Origin of the sequence: Shimia sp. R9_3 (assembly GCF_017743755.1) — a bacterium.
Classification (GTDB): Bacteria; Pseudomonadota; Alphaproteobacteria; order Rhodobacterales; family Rhodobacteraceae; genus Shimia.
The window spans coordinates 401,876-418,826 of sequence record NZ_JAGHRP010000003.1; the positions used below are offsets into that span (position 1 = coordinate 401,876).

The 16,951-nt window shown below is 56.3% G+C and carries 15 protein-coding genes and 1 CRISPR repeat array; of the genes, 13 read left to right on the top strand and 2 right to left on the bottom strand.

Annotated features, from left to right (window positions below):
• Window positions 1-42 precede the first annotated feature (42 nt).
• From casA to J7412_RS10890, 13 genes are all read left to right on the top strand, one after another.
• On the top strand, window positions 43-1,542 hold the full coding sequence (casA, locus tag J7412_RS10830) for a type I-E CRISPR-associated protein Cse1/CasA (protein ID WP_209078644.1): 1,500 nt from the start codon (window positions 43-45) through the stop codon (window positions 1,540-1,542).
• Window positions 1,539-2,096, top strand: a complete 558-nt coding sequence (casB, locus tag J7412_RS10835; protein WP_209078645.1) for a type I-E CRISPR-associated protein Cse2/CasB — start codon at window positions 1,539-1,541, stop codon at window positions 2,094-2,096. The genes casA and casB overlap by 4 nt, the downstream gene beginning before the upstream one ends.
• Window positions 2,093-3,187, top strand: coding sequence for a type I-E CRISPR-associated protein Cas7/Cse4/CasC (gene cas7e, locus J7412_RS10840; protein WP_209078646.1), 1,095 nt, complete (start codon window positions 2,093-2,095; stop codon window positions 3,185-3,187). Before casB ends, cas7e begins: the two co-directional genes overlap by 4 nt.
• A gap of 4 nt (window positions 3,188-3,191) precedes the next feature.
• Window positions 3,192-3,896: a type I-E CRISPR-associated protein Cas5/CasD gene (cas5e, locus tag J7412_RS10845; protein ID WP_209078647.1), complete on the top strand. Its 705-nt coding sequence runs from the start codon at window positions 3,192-3,194 to the stop codon at window positions 3,894-3,896.
• Window positions 3,893-4,624 carry a type I-E CRISPR-associated protein Cas6/Cse3/CasE gene (cas6e, locus tag J7412_RS10850; RefSeq protein WP_209078648.1) on the top strand — a complete coding sequence of 244 codons (732 nt, stop codon included), beginning with the start codon at window positions 3,893-3,895 and terminating at the stop codon, window positions 4,622-4,624. The genes cas5e and cas6e overlap by 4 nt, the downstream gene beginning before the upstream one ends.
• A 5-nt stretch (window positions 4,625-4,629) precedes the next feature.
• Complete coding sequence (gene cas1e / locus J7412_RS10855; RefSeq protein ID WP_209078649.1) at window positions 4,630-5,565, top strand: type I-E CRISPR-associated endonuclease Cas1e; 936 nt, start codon at window positions 4,630-4,632, stop codon at window positions 5,563-5,565.
• Window positions 5,546-5,848 (top strand): type I-E CRISPR-associated endoribonuclease Cas2e, encoded by a 303-nt coding sequence (cas2e, locus tag J7412_RS10860; RefSeq protein ID WP_209078650.1) that lies wholly within the window; start codon window positions 5,546-5,548, stop codon window positions 5,846-5,848. The genes cas1e and cas2e overlap by 20 nt, the downstream gene beginning before the upstream one ends.
• A gap of 121 nt (window positions 5,849-5,969) precedes the next feature.
• Window positions 5,970-6,608: a CRISPR direct-repeat array (repeat unit 29 nt; unit sequence GTGTTCCCCGCACACGCGGGGATGAACCG).
• Window positions 6,609-7,466: 858 nt separating this feature from the next.
• The gene (locus tag J7412_RS10865) at window positions 7,467-8,549 is read left to right on the top strand and encodes a hypothetical protein (RefSeq protein WP_209078651.1); all 1,083 of its coding nucleotides are present in this window, start codon (window positions 7,467-7,469) and stop codon (window positions 8,547-8,549) included.
• Between the two features lie 29 nt (window positions 8,550-8,578).
• The gene (locus J7412_RS10870; protein ID WP_209078652.1) at window positions 8,579-9,628 is read left to right on the top strand and encodes a TAXI family TRAP transporter solute-binding subunit; all 1,050 of its coding nucleotides are present in this window, start codon (window positions 8,579-8,581) and stop codon (window positions 9,626-9,628) included.
• Window positions 9,629-9,910: 282 nt separating this feature from the next.
• The gene (locus tag J7412_RS10875) at window positions 9,911-11,470 is read left to right on the top strand and encodes a sugar ABC transporter ATP-binding protein (protein WP_209078653.1); all 1,560 of its coding nucleotides are present in this window, start codon (window positions 9,911-9,913) and stop codon (window positions 11,468-11,470) included.
• A gap of 8 nt (window positions 11,471-11,478) precedes the next feature.
• Window positions 11,479-12,768: an ABC transporter permease gene (locus J7412_RS10880; protein ID WP_209065130.1), complete on the top strand. Its 1,290-nt coding sequence runs from the start codon at window positions 11,479-11,481 to the stop codon at window positions 12,766-12,768.
• Window positions 12,769-12,851: 83 nt separating this feature from the next.
• Entirely contained in the window at window positions 12,852-13,808 is a 957-nt protein-coding gene (locus J7412_RS10885; protein WP_209078654.1) for a substrate-binding domain-containing protein, read from the top strand.
• Window positions 13,809-13,910: 102 nt separating this feature from the next.
• Window positions 13,911-14,708, top strand: a complete 798-nt coding sequence (locus tag J7412_RS10890) for a helix-turn-helix domain-containing protein (RefSeq protein WP_209078655.1) — start codon at window positions 13,911-13,913, stop codon at window positions 14,706-14,708.
• Between the two features lie 207 nt (window positions 14,709-14,915).
• On the opposite strand, the gene J7412_RS10895 is transcribed toward J7412_RS10890, so the two are convergent.
• Both J7412_RS10895 and J7412_RS10900 read right to left on the bottom strand, forming a co-directional pair.
• Complete coding sequence (locus J7412_RS10895; RefSeq protein WP_209078656.1) at window positions 14,916-15,794, bottom strand: SGNH/GDSL hydrolase family protein; 879 nt, start codon at window positions 15,792-15,794, stop codon at window positions 14,916-14,918.
• A 28-nt stretch (window positions 15,795-15,822) separates the two neighbouring features.
• Window positions 15,823-16,686, bottom strand: coding sequence for an SGNH/GDSL hydrolase family protein (locus tag J7412_RS10900; protein WP_209078657.1), 864 nt, complete (start codon window positions 16,684-16,686; stop codon window positions 15,823-15,825).
• Window positions 16,687-16,951 lie beyond the last annotated feature (265 nt).

Genomic DNA, 16,951 nt, shown 5'->3' on the forward strand with positions numbered 1-16,951 from the left:
ATGCGAGCACTAATGTTCGCGTATTAATTCTATAGGTGTGTATTGCTTAACCTTATTACGGATCCGTGGATTCCCGTGCGTCGTCGCGATGGTAGTCGGGATGTGATCAGGCCGGATCAGATTGCTGATCTTGATGTCCTCTCATCCGACTGGCCTCGCGCAGACCTCAACCTTGCCTGTCTTGAGTTGCTGATTGGACTTGTGTTCCTGGCTGACCCGCCGTCCGATCCTGACGACTGGACCACACGTCAGCCCGACCCGGACCGGCTGCGTGCAGCACTGGCACCACTGGCACCGGCGTTTAACCTCTTGGGAGACGGGCCGCGGTTCTTGCAGGACTTGGAGGTGCTAGAAGGTGAAGAGAAACCGGTTGAAATTCTCTTTTTGGATGATCCGGGGAACAATTCCCAACTTAAGAATTCTGACTTAATGGTGAAGCGGGATCGGTATCGGGAACTTTCGCCCGCACTCGCGGCAATTTCTCTATATGCATTGCAGATTTATGCTTCAGGTGGTGGAAAAGGCTTGCGTACGTCGATAAGAGGCGGCGGTCCTCTTGTGACCTTGGTCAGGCCAGCATTCCTATCGTTGTGGGAGTTAGTTTGGGCAAATGTTCCAGAAGGCGACGCACTTCCCCCGGACTACATTGAAGAACTACCTTGGATGGGACCATCCCGTAGCTCAGCGCAAGGAGAAACTTGGACACAGCCGGAAGGGGTCGGTTTGCACCCAGAGGTTTTTTTTGGGATGCCACGGCGGATACGGTTAACTGCTGTCGACGTGCTAGGTTCATATAAGATCGCAGGCGTCATTCAACGGCCGTACGGTACTAATTACGTTGAATGGGTTCATCCATTAACACCCTACAGGTTTACTAAAGGCGGGAAAAGCTCTCTCAAAACTGAGGTCGGAACATTCGGTTATCGAAACTGGAAGGGTGTGATATTCCTTGAGAGTGAACACATTAGAGTACCCGCGCTACAGCGCTATTTGACTAAACGCCCTGGGCAAAGATGTGATCTGATCGTTGCTGGCTGGGCGATGAAGAAGGGACAGGCAAAGGCGCTCGATTTCTTGTGGTCAGAGGCACCGGTGTTCCCGCTGGACCGCGCAGGCGAAGCGCAGGCGGCCGCTTTGGTGGAGGCGGCAGAGCATGCGGGCTACGTGTTGGCACTGAACGTCAAAGACGGTGTTGGCGAAGGCGAGATCACCACCGGCGCAGGCGCGCGGGTGCGCGAACAGTTCTTTGCCGATACGCAGGCCCCGTTTGAGGAGATGTTAAACCGGATCAGTGAGGGGCAGGGCAGCAGTGTTGCGTCGGATTGGCTGGCAATCTGTCGCAGGATGGCGCTGGGTTTGTTTGACGCAGAGGTTATGCCGGGGCTGGCGGATCTGTCGGAAACGCGAAGGCAGGCGGCTGTCGGGGCGCGGCGCAGCCTGCTGGCGGCGTTCAGCGGCCATGCGGGCATGGGCAAGAAAATCTACGACGCGTTGAATTTGGAACGACCGAAACGGGGTAAGAAGCAGGAGGTGGCATTATGAGTGCGCCACAGGATATCGGCAGCATCTGTTACGGCTGGTGGGCCGAGTTGACGGCTGCAGATCTTGGCCGGATGCGGGCAGAGGCAGCGCAGTTGCGCCGGGCCTCTACGTTGGTCGAGGTTCTGACCCACCCAGCCACGCACCGTTTGCATCAACGCCTTGCAAAGGCAGGGTTTGATCTGCGCACTCAGCCGCAGCGGCTTGCGCTGATCGTCATGGTGTTGGCGCAGGTGCGCAGTAAGGGCCGAGGTTTGGCGCGGGCCTTGGGGCAGGGGGATTCACCGGCCCTTAGCCATCTGCGGTTTGACCGTTTGATCCGCACCGGGGCTGCGACCACCGATGATGCAGGCGCGTTGGATCTTGCGCAACAGCTGCGTCGTGCACTTGCGCAGGTCAACAATGTCGCCGATGTCAGCGCTCTGGCGCGCGACCTTTACTGGTGGAATGACCGCATACGCGCGAATTGGTGCTTTGACTATTACGGCGCCGCAGAGGCCGCGCCGCACTTTTCTAAAGATACAAATGACAAGACCATTGAGGAGACGGGCGTATGAGCCGTTTTATCCAACTGCATTACCTGACGATTTACCCGCTCTCGAACCCAAACCGCGACGATCAGGGGCGGCCGAAATCGGCGCTCTTCGGTGGGGCTCCGCGGTTGCGGATTTCCAGTCAGGCGTTGAAACGGGCCGCGCGCATTTCCGACGTGATGCAACAGTCGCTTTCGGGCCATCTGGGTGAGCGTACCCAGCGTCTGGGGGAGGTCGTGGAGGCCACGCTGACAGCCGAGGGTGCTGAGGAAAAGGCCGCTCGCTCCATCGCCAAGGAGATTGCTGCTGTCTTTGGGAAGCTGGACGCGGAAGCCGAGAAGAAGGGGCATGTGCGGATCAAGCAGTTGGCCTTTGTGTCGCCGAAGGAACGCGCGATGGCGATTGAACTTGCGCAGAAGGCGCTGGCGGGCGAAGCCTTGCCCAAGGATAAAGAGCTGAAAAAGATGTTGCTGCAAGCGGCGGACGGGGCCGCGGATATCGCCATGTTTGGCCGGATGCTGGCCGATAGTCCCGAGTATAACCGCGAGGCGGCGGTGCAGGTGAGCCATGCAATGACCACCCATCAGGCGCGAGTGGAGGATGATTTTTACACCGCCGTGGATGACCTGAAAACCGCAGACGAAGATGCGGGGGCTGGCTTTGTTGGCGATGCTGGTTTCGGGTCGGGGGTGTTTTACCTTTATGCCTGTATTGATACCGCGCTCCTCTTGGAAAACCTCGAAGGGGACGGCGAATTGGCGGCCCGCGCGGCTGAGGCTTTGGCCGAGGCGCTGGCAACCGCGACCCCATCGGGCAAGCGCAACAGCTTCGGCCATCAGACCCGCGCAAGCCACATCCGTGTCGAGGCCGGTCCCCAGCAGCCGCGCAGTCTCGCAGGTGCGTTCTTTAAACCCGTGCAGGCCTTGCCGGAGCATGAGGGCGATTTGATGGCGGCCTCTGTGGCGGCGATGACCACGACGGCGGAGGCGATGGATAGGGCCTATGGCGCTTGCGCGGATGCAGGCTGTATTATGGACGTGACCCGCGGGGAAGGATCGCTCTCAGAGGTGAAGGCCTTTGTGCGCGCGCAGGTGAGCGCTGCGGCGGCGGATTGAACGGATGATTGACTATATCGTCTTTTCCCTCGTGGCGCCGATGGGCAGCTTTGGCGGGCTGGCGGGGCATGAGCGGCGCGGCTCTGATGCAGCGCCGGGCCGGTCTGCGCTTCTGGGCCTTCTGGGCGCGGCGCTGGGCATCCGACGCGATGATGACGCGGGTCAGCGGGCGCTTGATCGCTGGCAGACCGCGGTCGGTGTGCTGAATGACGGCCCCCCCCTGCAGGATTTTCACACAGTGCAGACCGTGCCTTCCGCCAACATCAAAGCCCCGGCCACCCGTGCAGACGCCCTGCGTGCGCTAAAGCCAAGTGATAACGCGGTGATCACCCGGCGTGATTATCGGATGGACTGTGTCTTTGTGGTGGCGATCTGGGACGGAGAGGATGCGGATAGGATGATTGCCGCTATGCGGCAACCGTTATTTACCCCCTATCTGGGGCGCAAGTCCTGTCCGCTGGCAGCCCCGATGGCTCCGATTATGGTTGTAGCCGAAAACGTGGTGGAGGCGCTGTCAGCGGCGCAGCTGCCCGATTGGCTGCCTCCGATGTCGCTGCGACGCGTTATTTCTGATCAACCGACAGCTGGTGCTATCGCCGAAACGCTTTGGGATCAGCCGCTTGACCGTGAGGCATGGCATTTCGGCCCACGCACGGCCTATGTGTCGCAGGTGAATCACAGCCATAGCGAGGGGGAGAGCAACGCATGAGCCTCTACCTCTCTCGCCTGACACTGAACCGCTATGCCCCAACGCGGGCGCTCGCGGGGCTCTTGGATCCACGCGATGAAAATGCCCGAACCGATGCCCATCATCGGCTGATCTGGACCTTGTTTGGTGATGCGGCTGATCGGCCACGGGATTTCCTGTGGCGCGCTGACGGGCGGGGGCAGTTTTTTACGCTATCGGCGCGGCCGCCTTTGGGCAATGATCTGTTCACCCCGCCAGAGGTCAAAGCGTTTGAGCCGGATCTGCGGGTGGGCGATCGACTGGCATTTGCACTCAGAGCCAATGCGACCAAGGCTCAGGCGGCGGTCAGCCGCATGAGCCCTGAAGCGCGGCGCGGCAAAAGCCGCCGGGTGGATTTGGTTATGGATCTGCTCAAGGAGACGCCCAAGGAAGACCGTGCCGCGCAGCGTATGCAAAAGGCGCAAGCGGCTGGTGAAAGCTGGCTGGCACGGCAGGGCGCGTTAAAAGGCTTTGCGCCCTGTCAGACCGTGGTTGAGGACTATCGTGTCCTGCGGGTGCCGCGTGGCAATGGCCGCACAGGCAGAGGGCACGAGATGACCCACGGTATCCTCGATCTGTCAGGCGTGATGGAAGTGACCGATCCGGCCGCCTTTGTGCCAGCGCTCGCCAGTGGCTTTGGCCGCGCCAAGGCCTTTGGCTGCGGTCTGATGCTGATCCGCCGTGTCCCGCGCTACAGTGCAGATGGCTGAGGTCGATGGTTGATCCGCTGCCCCTCGCCCGCCCGATCCCGCTCAAGGAACGGGCGGCGATGCTATTTGTGGAACGTGCTCGCATTGACGTAAAAGACAGCGCCTTTGTCGCCATAGATGCTGAAGGCACCCGCACAGTGATCCCGGTGGGTGGGCTTGCCTGTCTGATGCTGGAACCGGGCGTGCGCATCAGCCATGCTGCTGTTGGGCTTGCGGCGCAGGCGGGCACGCTGATCACCTGGGTGGGCGAGGGCGGGGTGCGGCTCTACTCTGCTGGGCAACCGGGGGGCGCGCGGGCGGACAAGCTGCTGTGGCAAGCAGCTCTGGCTTTGGATGAGCAGGCCCGCTTGCGGGTCGTGCGCGCGATGTTTACTCGTCGTTTCGGTGAAGAGCCGCCCGCCAAACGCTCCGTTGATCAGCTGCGCGGCATTGAGGGGCAGCGGGTGAAGCACGGCTATGAGCTGCTGGCGCGGAAATTTGGTCTATCGTGGAAACACCGCCGCTATGATCCCGGCAACTGGGACGCGGCAGACTTGCCCAACCGCTGCCTGTCGTCGGCCACCGCCTGTCTGCATGGGCTGTCAGAAGCCGCAGTTCTGGCCGCTGGTTACGCGCCCGCCATCGGGTTTTTGCACCGCGGCAAACCGCTTAGTTTTGTCTATGACGTGGCAGATCTGTGGAAGCTGGAGGTGGTGGTGCCCATCGCCTTTCGCATCGCCGCCAAAGCGCAGAAAGGCCAGCTGGACATGGCACCGGAACGTGCTGTGCGTCAGGCCTGCCGGGATGAGTTCCGAAAATCCGGCCTGCTGGCTGAAATCATCCCAACAATCGAAGAAATCCTGACCGCAGGCGATCTGCCCAAACCCGATCCCGCCCCGGAAGGGCAGGCCCCGGCACTTCCAGAACCCAAGGCAGGTGGTGATGCTGGTCATCGTGGTTAGCAATGCCCCACCGCGCCTGCGCGGTCGGCTGGGGGTCTGGCTGCTTGAGATTCGAGCCGGTGTCTATGTGGGGCGCTACTCGGCGCGCACCCGCGAACGGATCTGGGAACAGCTGGAGGCAGGCATCGACGAAGGGGACGCCGTTATGGCCTGGGCTGCGCCCAATGATCAGGGCTACAGCTTCCGCACCGTTGGCCAGAACCGCCGCATGCCTGTTGAGTTCGACGGCATGACCTTGGTGCAATTCGCCGCCCCGAAAGGTGAAAATCCCGAAAACGGTTAATCCCGCAGGCGCCTGTTTAAAGGTGTTTAGGGCCGAGGGTTTCTCGGGTGTTTACAGCACAAAAAAGTTGGTAGATTTTTGACCGAGGGTGAAGTTTAACAATATCAATGACTTTCAGCCAGTGTTCCCCGCACACGCGGGGATGAACCGCGCGACGAACTCCCCCGCAATCTGCGCTATTAGTGTTCCCCGCACACGCGGGGATGAACCGTGGCCGTTTTGGGAGCAATTACAATGAGTTCCGTGTTCCCCGCACACGCGGGGATGAACCGGAGCCATGCGCGTTGGCAGCAGGCGTGTAAACGTGTTCCCCGCACACGCGGGGATGAACCGGACCGTGTGTCCTACACCATTCCGCGCGCTTAGTGTTCCCCGCACACGCGGGGATGAACCGATCAAAGCGTGGCCGTCGATGTGACCGGCAACGTGTTCCCCGCACACGCGGGGATGAACCGACGCACCAGCAGATCGCGGCACTTAGGAGGGAGTGTTCCCCGCACACGCGGGGATGAACCGGTGATAGAAACCTTGTAGTCAATTTTTGGTAAGTGTTCCCCGCACACGCGGGGATGAACCGGGGAAACCGTCGTTGCCGCCGGACGCGCCGCCGTGTTCCCCGCACACGCGGGGATGAACCGGGGATGAGGGGTCCGGCCACGGATGCGGATGCGTGTTCCCCGCACACGCGGGGATAAACCGATACCAGCCGTAGGCGCTAACTGGCTATGGCAGCGTTCCCCGCACGCGCAGGGATAAGGCGATCGCTCCGCCGGAGCAGACATATAGGTCGACATTGCCAAGTAGATAGCGTATGTTATTTCGCCCAATGTCATTCGGTTGTAGGTGACACGATCTGGACCTAGATGGCATTTACTGATCCATCTTCTAGAAAGTGTAGTCTTCAGAGCCACAACATCCCCACACTAGGGATTGTCTATTTCAGGCGATCACAAGCAATTCTAAGCTAGCGATGACAGATTGGGCGCATGAAATTCGAAGTGCATCGTGTGCTTGACTGGCCGCATGCCGCATAATCAAGCCAAACAAATGAACTGATCCTCTATCTCGGTTTGGTCTGTCACTAAGTCCGAAAGCTCTACCGCAGGAGTACTCTGAGTGGTACCTTATGTGGTATGAAATACTTGAAATTCAATTTAATTGATTGTTATCAGGGGTATGGTGTATTTGTTTTTCGGACACCTCCTCCGCCACTTGGGTGGTTTTCCCGCTCTAGCGCTGAAGTTTGCCTCCCATTCATGTGATCGCTTTTCTCCCGCTCGGACGAGAGGGGTGACTGTCGGTGTTAGCCGCTAGAGAGACCGCATCTGAACTGCAGATTGGCGGCGAAGCACATCTACGCGTCCAGTCCGATTTTCTGCAAAATGCACGTATATTTGGTGATCACCCATTGGCACGAAATAGTGGGTAGGCTTTTTGACCGCTTGGACGGGCTTTGCGGGTATCCAGTTATTCGCATGCGACGAGAAACCAAAAAACGCGCTGCAAACACGAGAGATTTGTTTTGATCTTTTGGTCCCAAAATCAGCAGCGCCTTGATTTTGAACCGTGTCTAAATGATACTAACGCTTATTTAGCTAGTTAGCGTCAGGTGATGGTTGTGGGTCACTCGGTTAAATTGATGCTTGCGGCCCTTTCGTTTGTGTTTTTGTTCGAACCGGTCAGTGCGCAAGAAGAGAATGCTCAGAGCGCTGTTTCAGCAGAGGCGGACACGCTTGTTGAACCCGCTATTAAAGAAACCTCAGACAAGCTTAGGAGTGAGGCGGCGACGCTGAGAGCAGAGCTTGAACAGGCGCGCGCGGAGATATTTGAGCGACAGGGTTTGATCGAGCAACTGCGAAGAGAGCACGAGGCTTTAGAGGTGCGTAAGCGCGAGAAGTCAGAAGGGCTTGCCTTGCTAAATTCTGAATTTCTGGATCGTCAAAACAAGCTCGGTCAATTTCAAAAGCATGCTGAGGCTGAAATGCAAAGGTTGGAAAGCCAAAAGCAAGATTTGCAGCAGCAGGTCTCAGAACTTGCCGCATTACAGTCCGCGGCCCACCTTGACCTCGAAAGTGTAGGTGCAAGCAAAGATAGTCTGATCATCGAGATCGAGGCTCTCCAAACGGATTTAAAGGTCGCGAGGGCTGAATATGTTGATGTTCAGGATCGTTTGGAGCGCGCAAGTCAACAGCTCGTCGCGGCCAATCTGGATTTGCTTGCCGCTGAAAAAATGGCGAGTGAGATGGCCTTTGAAGCCAGTGCTGCTGTCAGCTCCGTTGGGGAAGCGAGGGCGCAGCTGGCCGCAGAAGAGCGATTGAAGAGGGAAGTCCTTCTCGATCTGGAGCTAGAGCAAGTTAAGGCGGAAGATACGCTTGCAGCAGTTTATAGCCGGATTGAAGGTGCCAAAGCCGAATTGGAGGAGTTGAAGGCTTCGATGCAGACTGTGCCTGCGCCCGCTCCCGAGATCCCTCCGGTGCCATCATCCGGACCTGCCGCGTACGGCATTTCCAAACCCGCCAGCCTGGTTACCTCAGCTTTGCGCCAAGCCCCTGGCTTGGAAGTGCTTCGTTCGGAAGATCTTGCGAAACTTCAGGCGGTTTTGCAGGAGGGGATGTGTGTCCATGAGGCCCTTGAAACGGTGATGGACGTCATCAATCGACAAACTTTGCTGTCGCTGGTGCGCAGTCTTGGGCGGTGTTGAGTTAATTGGTACGTTTTTTAGGGGTTAAAATGAAGTTTTTAGAGGTATTTGCGTTTCAGGTTCTATGTGCTTCGCTTCTTTTGGTGGGCAAAGTGTCGCCGCTTTCCGCACAAGAGTTTGAGAAGAACATTCTTACCGGCGGGCCGACAGGCACATACATTCAGTTTGGCCAAGATATTGCAAATTTGCTGTCGGAATGCGGACAGACCTTGAATGTGCGAGAGAGTGCCGGTTCGTTGGAGAATTTTCTGGGCGTTCGAACGCGACGCGCTACGCAGTTCGGGATCGTCCAAAGTGATGTGCTTGAATATCTAAAAACCTATTCGGCCAGCGACAGTGGTATTGCGAGAGCCATCGCCGGCGTTCGTATAGCATTTCCACTTTATAACGAGGAGGTGCATCTGATTGCGACGCGTGAGATCGCGTCTGCATCCGATCTAAATGGCAAGCGTATTGCGATCGGCGTTGAGGATAGCGGGACCTTTCTTACCGCATCCTTGTTTCTGGACTTGTTGGGCATAGATGCCGGAGAGCTGCGAAAAATCGGCCCCGATGAATCGATGGCGCAATTGCTGGCGGGGGAGCTTGATGCATTTTTCTATGTTGCTGGGGTGCCAACCAAGATCTTTCTGAACGGTCAGATCGATCCTGAGCGCTTTCACCTCGTGCCCATTGAAGACCCCGTTTTGCAGTCCGTCTATGTGCCAACGGTGATTCCTGCACAGACCTATCCTTTTCAAGAGGGCGCAATTCCCGCGGTGGCGGTCAAAGCGGTCTTGATGACTTTTGAGTACGAGCCGCGTCGCAACGGCTACCACCGTGCCAGTTGTAGAGCTGTTTCTGATGTGGCGCATACGGTTTTGACTCGGTTTTCAGAGCTGCGCCAAAATGGCCATTCTAAATGGCAACAAGTGGATCTCAACGACATTCCTCCCGGTTGGGATGTGTCCAATTGTGTCAATCGAGGCGTGGCTGCGAACTATGTGATGGAATGCCCATCACAAAGGGCGCCTGCTGCACCAGAAAGTGCAGCCAATTCAGCTTACCGTGCCAGGATTTGCGCTGCGATCGGCTGTTAGTAAGCTTGGCGTGACATAGGTCTTAATCAGCGTTGTGATGATGCGCCTCTGGGGCGCTTGGGTGGCGTGTGCTCTTGCCGCGCCTTTGTGCTGGCCGCGCCGTTGTTTAGCGGCTTGATTTCACCCTGATTGGCAGTTTGAAGGATACGTCTTCCCATTGATGCGAGCTGGAGAAGGCGTGATCCAAGCCGCCTATTTGTGTTCCGAACTCCCAAAATTTTGTTGACACTTCATATTTGAAGCGGCTTTATATATGAAACGTCAGCCTTTGGGAGGAGGAGGATGATTCCAGCATCCACGCTGGCGCAAGAGGATTTTCTTGCGCAGAACAGCAAGATCACAATGCAGCTTCACGGGATCGGAAAATCGTTTTCCGGAGTGAGTGTACTGCGTGATGTAACGCTCCAGATTTCCGGTGGTGAAATCCATACGCTGATGGGTGAGAATGGCGCCGGCAAAAGCACGCTTGTGAAGATCATCAGCGGTGTGCAGGGGCAGAGCCTCGGTACACTTGAGATCGATGGGCAGGAGGTGCAGTTCAACTCTCCCGCAGAGGCCAACGACAATGGTATCGTGATCATGCATCAGGAGTTGAGCCTGATCCCGGAGATGACGGTCGCACAGAATGTGATGCTTGGGCAGGAGCCCATGATTGGCGGCGTGATGGTGGATCAGCGCGCGTTGCGCGCGACAGCTCAAAATGCGCTGAAGAAATTTGGCTTTTCTCTGGAAGTTGACACCTTGGTGAAAGACTTGCGTGTGGGAGAACAGCAGCTGGTTGAGATTGCGCGTGCACTTTTGATGGATGCCCGTCTGCTGATCATGGATGAGCCCACAAGCGCGCTGTCGCAAGCGGAGGCGGATATCCTGATGGAAGTGGTTCGCGATCTGGCACAGCAAGGCGTGGCGATTGTGTATATTTCCCACCGGATGGATGAGGTCTTTGAGATCTCAGACCGTGTGACAGTACTGCGGGACGGGGACATGATTGGCACCACATTGGCGGCAGATACGACGCCTGAGGAACTGGTGCAGATGATGGTGGGGCGTTCGGTTGAGATCAAACCGGTTACCCGCGAAACGCCAGCGTCTGCTGAGACTGTATTGTCGGTGCGTGACCTGACAGCTGAAGCTAGTGGTCGCAAAGTGCTGCAGGATGTTTCCTTTGATCTGCGTCGCGGAGAGGTCCTGGGAGTCGGTGGGTTGTTGGGCGCGGGCCGGACGGAGCTTTTGGAAACGATTTTCGGCGCGCGGGGTGATACCTTCTCTGGTGAAATTGTGGTGCATGGTGAGAGTGTGCGGCTTTCCACCCCTTCTGACGCTGTGCGTCATGGTTTGGCCCTGATCACCGAAGATCGCAAAGGCAACGGGCTGCTGCTGGACCGGTCTATCGCAGACAATGTGATCTTGCCGCTCTTACCCTTGAAGTCGCGATTTGGCATGCTTTCAAAGACGCAGCGAGACGTAGAAGCGCAGAGTGCGATTTCCCGACTGCGCGTCGCTGCCACTGGTGTCGAGCATGTGGTTGGACGCTTGAGCGGGGGCAACCAGCAGAAGGTTGCGATTGGAAAATGGCTGGCGACAGGGCCGAGTATCCTGCTTCTGGATGAGCCCACCCGCGGGATCGATATTGGTGCCAAAGACGAAATCTACGATCTGATCGGACAACTGGCGGATCAAGGGATTTCCGTGCTGTTTGCGAGCTCAGAAATACCGGAATTTATGGCGGTCTGCGATCGCATGATCGTGCTCTGTGACGGGCATGTCGCAGGAGAACTGACGCGGGACGAAATGACCGTTGAAGCGATCAAAGACCTTTCGATGCAATTTGACCAAGCGTGAGCCGAGACATGAGTATGACAGACGCCCGACCACCCGCTGCCTCCAAATCCGGCTCTGGCCACAAGGCTGACCGCAACTGGTTGTTGCAGATTTTGGACAAAACCAAGCTCTATTGGGGGCTTGTCGCACTGATTGTGTTTGGTGCGTTGACCTCGCCACTTTCGTCAAAGGGTAACAATATCTTTCTGTCGATAGGGAATCTGACAGACATTCTGCGGCAGGTCTCCGTGACAGGCATTGTGGCTGTGGGTATGACGCTGGTGATTTTCATTGCCGGGATTGACCTGTCGGTCGGCTCGATCATGGCGTTGGGGACGGTGATCTGCGCGATGTTGTTGACCCAATCGGGTTGGACCGCAGCGAGCATGTTTTCGGTACCCGCCGCAGGCGTGATCCTGTTTGTCGCTGTGGCCGCACTGATATTCTTTGTGCAATCTCAGATGCGTGCCGCAGGCACCAAGGACCAGCCAAGTGCACCTTCCAAGTTGCCATCGATGGCGATTGGACTGGTGGTGGCACTTGCAGCTATGTTGTGGCTGGGGTTGCAGGTAGATGACAAGTTTGGCGTGATGGGTGTGCTCATTGCAGTGCCTTGTGTGGGCATCATCATGGGAACACTCAATGGCGCGCTCATTGTGTATGGTCGTCTGCAGCCGTTCATTGTGACGCTTGCAATGATGGTGGGTGCGCTGGGACTGGCGCGGGTGATCGCTGGACAGGATACAGCGGTTTATCCGGTCTATACCGGCAGCAATGCAGTGCAGGAATTTGACGTGCTGCGTAGCTTGCTGTGGGGCGTAGTGCCGGTGCCGGGGCTGTTCTTCCTCGCAATCCTTGCAATATTCTTTGTGCTGACGCGTTTCACAACCTTTGGCAGCTACTTGTTGGCAATCGGGGGCAATGCGGAAGCCGCGCGTCTGGCCGGGATCAATGTGAAGCGCAATACCATTGTCACCTATGCGATTGCGGGCGGACTGTCAGCTCTGGCCGGTATCCTTTACGTGGCGCAGTTCCGCCAGGGGAAACCGGATGCCGGGCTTGGATTGGAACTCGATGCGATTGCCGCGGTGGTGATTGGTGGAACCAGCCTGATGGGGGGCAGGGGCGCGATTTTGGGCACCTTCGTAGGTGTGCTCATCTTTGGTTTTCTGAGCAATATTTTGCAGCTCAACAACATCGACAGCAACACGCAGTTGATCCTGAAAGGTGTGATCATTATTGCCGCCGTCCTTTTGCAGGAAGGCCGGATTGAAGAATTCCTCTCTGCGGTGAAACGCAAGATCCGCGGAGAGAAATAGCCCTGACCTCGCAGTTTGGAGGACCGGAGATCAGGGCATTTGCCAAACAGCCAAATGGCTGAAACATGACAAGGGAGAAGATTATGCAAAGAAGAACTTTCGGCAAGAGCCTTTGTGTGGCTGCACTCGCACTCACAACCAGCGCAACGGCCCTACTGGCGGCGGACAACTACGTTATCGGGTTTTCGCAGGTAACAACTGTTGAGCCATGGCGTGTGCAGTTTAACAAAGACCTGCGGGCCGAAGCGGCGCTGCATGATAATGTGGAGTTGTTGATTGCGGATGCCAATGACCGCACCGAGAAGCAGGTAGCGGACGTGGAGAACTTCATCCGTCAGGAGGTGGACGCCATCCTGATTTCTCCAAAGGAATCTGCGGGTCTGACCGGTGTTGTGGAGCAGGCCACGGACGCAGGTATTCCGGTGTTTGTGCTGGACCGCAACGTGGACACAGACAAGTTTGTGCAATGGGTTGGCGGCGACAACGAACTGATCGGCCGCGCTGCAGGCCAGTTCGCGCTTGAGAAGCTCGGCGGTGCGGGGAGCGCATCTGGCACCATCGTTGAAATCTGGGGTGGTTTGGGCACTCAGGCGGCGCATGACCGCGCCAACGGTTTCCATGAAGCCTTTGAGGGCGAGAACGGTGTGACTTTCCTGCTGGATCAGCAATCCGGCGATTGGAAGCAGGACACGGCGTATGACATCATGTCCACAGCCCTGCGCAACTATGAAGACATCTCCATGGTCTATGGTCACAACGACCCAATGGCCTATGGTGCTTATCTGGCCGCCAAAGATGCGGGCCGCGCAGATGACATCTTGTTCATCGGTGTGGATGCGCTTCCTGGAGAAGGTGTGACATGGGTGGCCAATGGCGAGCTTGCGGCAACCTTCCTCTATCCGACCCCGGGCGCAGAAGGGCTACGTCAGGCCCTAGCATATCTGGGTGGTGCGAGCGTTGAGAAGTCCGTGGTTATGGGGACAGAAGCTGTAACTTCGGACAATGCGGATGATATTCTCAAGCGTAATGGCTTGAAGTGATCCCAGTGCGACCCTTGCCCTCCCCCAAGGGTCGACAACAGCTGCGCAGGAGCTTAAGCCTCCTGCGCAACTTGCTTTAAATTCCAGAGCTTAGCGATCCTCTTGACCGAACCGATCACAAGACTTCAGAAATACTCTGCACCTGCCCTTGAGAAAGGGTTGGATATTTTGGAGCTGTTGTCACTGCGGCCAGGGGTGGCGCTGACGCATGCGGACATCGCCAAAGGAATTGGCCGGTCCAAAAACGAGATCTTCCGGATGATGGTGGTCTTGGAGGAGCGCGGATACATACGGCGTGGTGAGGGGGATGTTTTCTTTCTGACACCGAAGCTCGGCGAGCTTGGCGGCGTGCGCAACCCGACGGGTCAGATGATCGAGATTGCCCGCCCCTTCATGGCGCAACTGTCCCAGAAAACGGAGCAATCCAATCATCTTTGGATCGTTGATGAGAACAAAATGCGTGTGGGCGCAGCTGCGCGGGCTGCCGGATCTTATAGCCTCGCCCTAGGCGAAGGTGTTCAGGCACCGATGTTTGGTGCCTCTGCCGGAGCATGTTTCTTAGCGGGACTGCCAAGTAGCGCGGCACGCATGGAAATGCTCGTGCAGATGGAAGAGTTCGTCAGCGAGGATGCGTTTGCAGCTTTTGATCTGGAAGTCGCGCGTTGTGCCGCCAATGGCGTTTGTGTGCTTTCAAATGCAGAAAATGCCGGAATCGTAGAGGTATCGGCGCCGATTACTTCTAAGGGAAGCACCGGTGTTGTCGGTGCGTTGAGTGTGCCGATGATCCAAGGGGCAGATCGGCCCAATGAAGTCGCTGCGGTGGTAGCGGCGCTGAAAGAAACCGTGGAGGCGATTTGTGCAAAACTGACGCTCCTCGCCGTCTTTGAACGGACGACTTGAGCGTTTTCTTGGTTTGGAGCTCCTCGAAGAAGGGTAGCCGAGGACGAGCTGCAAACCTCAGATAGCAACGAGCTGAGTTTTCTATACTTGAATGTTCAAACTATGCGAAGCTGACATCTATCCTATGCCTAGAACTCCCGACTACTCAGGAGCTGTACAAAGCAGGCTCTAGTTTATCGATTGTTACCGGAAGCGGAGCGTCTCTCTTTAGCTCTGTTCTTTTGACGGTTCGATCTGGTCGAAAATCGCGTTGCAAATTTGATCCATTTCCAGTGCGAAGAAGTTTTTCGCAGCGGCAGCATTCGGATGATAGGGGTCCTTCACCATGCCGTTCTTATTGAGGCGGAAATAGTCTTTGTTTCCCTGGTTGGCAGCAACTGTCTCTGGTGTGGCGCCGGGTACAAATGAGCATCGCAGCCCAGTGGTCTTAAAAGCGTCCATAAGGTTCTTTTGCGCACGCAGGCGCAAATCTACGATCTTTTTCTTATAAGCGGGCGCAGTGGTCATGAAGATGCAGGGCAAATCTGCTGGCAACTGCGCCTGCAAACGCTCCACATCTCTGACTGCAGCTTCTGGGCTGTTCGCCCAACGCTTTGCCGAATTGCCAAGAAACGTCATCAAGATCAGTTTCGGGTCGTAGTACCCTTCTCTCAGCATCTCTTCGAGCGGTGAAGTGCCTGGGGCGCAGAATTGATATTCTTTACCCTGGCCGATTTGCACGTACTTGTTGCCGGACTTGTTCACAAACCCATATGTTCCGGCGTTTACCTTCCATTTCGGATCCACCTTGCAGATCGTGTCTTTTGCGCGACCCGACCGTGCGGTCCAAGAGTCAATTGAGCTGGATCTGACGCCGATCACACCAACACGCATTTCACCAAGACGTTTGAGGTGTTTCTTCTGTTCGCTATCGGGGTGACAATGTTCTTTGATGTCGCTGAAAAATTCCAGAAACGCAGGCCCCGATCCAAATGAGATCTGGCTATCACCAATGATAAGAATTTCGGGGGATGTAAAACTGTCAGCCATTGCAGCAGAAATACCAATCGTGAGAGCGCCAATGGTTGCGACAATCTTCTTGAACATTGGTTTCACCTTCCTCTGGCGAGTGATCTTACTTCAAGACCCGAAATACGGCATCGCAGATATCTACTGTGTTAATGTCCAAAAATGCTCGGATCGCAGCAGGCTTCGGATGGTGCGGATCCTTGACCTTTCCAGCATCATTTCGCCGAAAATAGACCGGTTTGCCCTCGATAGCGTTGCGGGTGCGTGCGTTGAAGCCTTCCACCACTGCGCATTGTTTGCCTGCTTTCTGAAAGGCGCGCGCGATTTCGGTTTGGCCCTTCATGCGCTTGTCGTTTGTTTTCTTGAGGTAAACTGGCACGCTTGAGATGAACACGCAGGGCACATTATCCGGTATTTGTTGCAGCGTACGTCGAGCGTCTTCTAAAGCGAGTTCGGGAGAATTTGCCCAACGGTCTGCGGAGTTTCCGAGAAAGGTCAGCACAAGCAGTTCCGGGGCGTAGTAACTGTCGGCGAACATCGCTTCGAAGGCTGTCTGCTTTGGCTTGCAAAACTGGTAGGCCCTTCCTTTGCCGATCTGAATGAAAACCCGCTTGTTGTTTCCATCAATGCCGTAGGCGCCGGCGTTCACACCAAATTTTTTGTCGACATCGCAAATTGCGCCTTTGGCAGCTCCCTTGGGGGTTGTCCAGGATTGCAGAGAGGTTGAACGCACACCGATAGCTGCGGTTTTTCGGTCCCCCAGCGCGGCCAAAGCCCTTTTACGCTTGGGCGTCATCTCGCATCTTTCGGGGAGTTGTTCGAAGAACCGGAGATATTCTTTGCCTGCTCCAAAAGAGATCTGGCTGTCACCTAAGACCAATATGTCGGGTTGGGCGGTGGCTTGCAGGGCACTAATGGCAAATAGGACGAACAGCCAGATTCGGAAAACTGATGATCTAAGTGACGTCACGCGGCTACCTATTTCGCAATGCCATTTACGGGATGGCTTGGGTCTGCGCGGTATACTGCGACATCATGTAAAGTAATGCTATTCAAAATCTGGTTAGCGATTTCAGGGGAGGGTGACGACAGTCCTTCAAGGAATTTTGGCAATAGAAAGCTTTAAGTGACATGGGCTGCACGCCCTATTTCGAAGGGGCACTTTCGAACTAAAAATCAAAGCACTGCCCGTTTGACGGCCCGCTTGCAACGAAGTCATGCAGTTACTGCGCAGC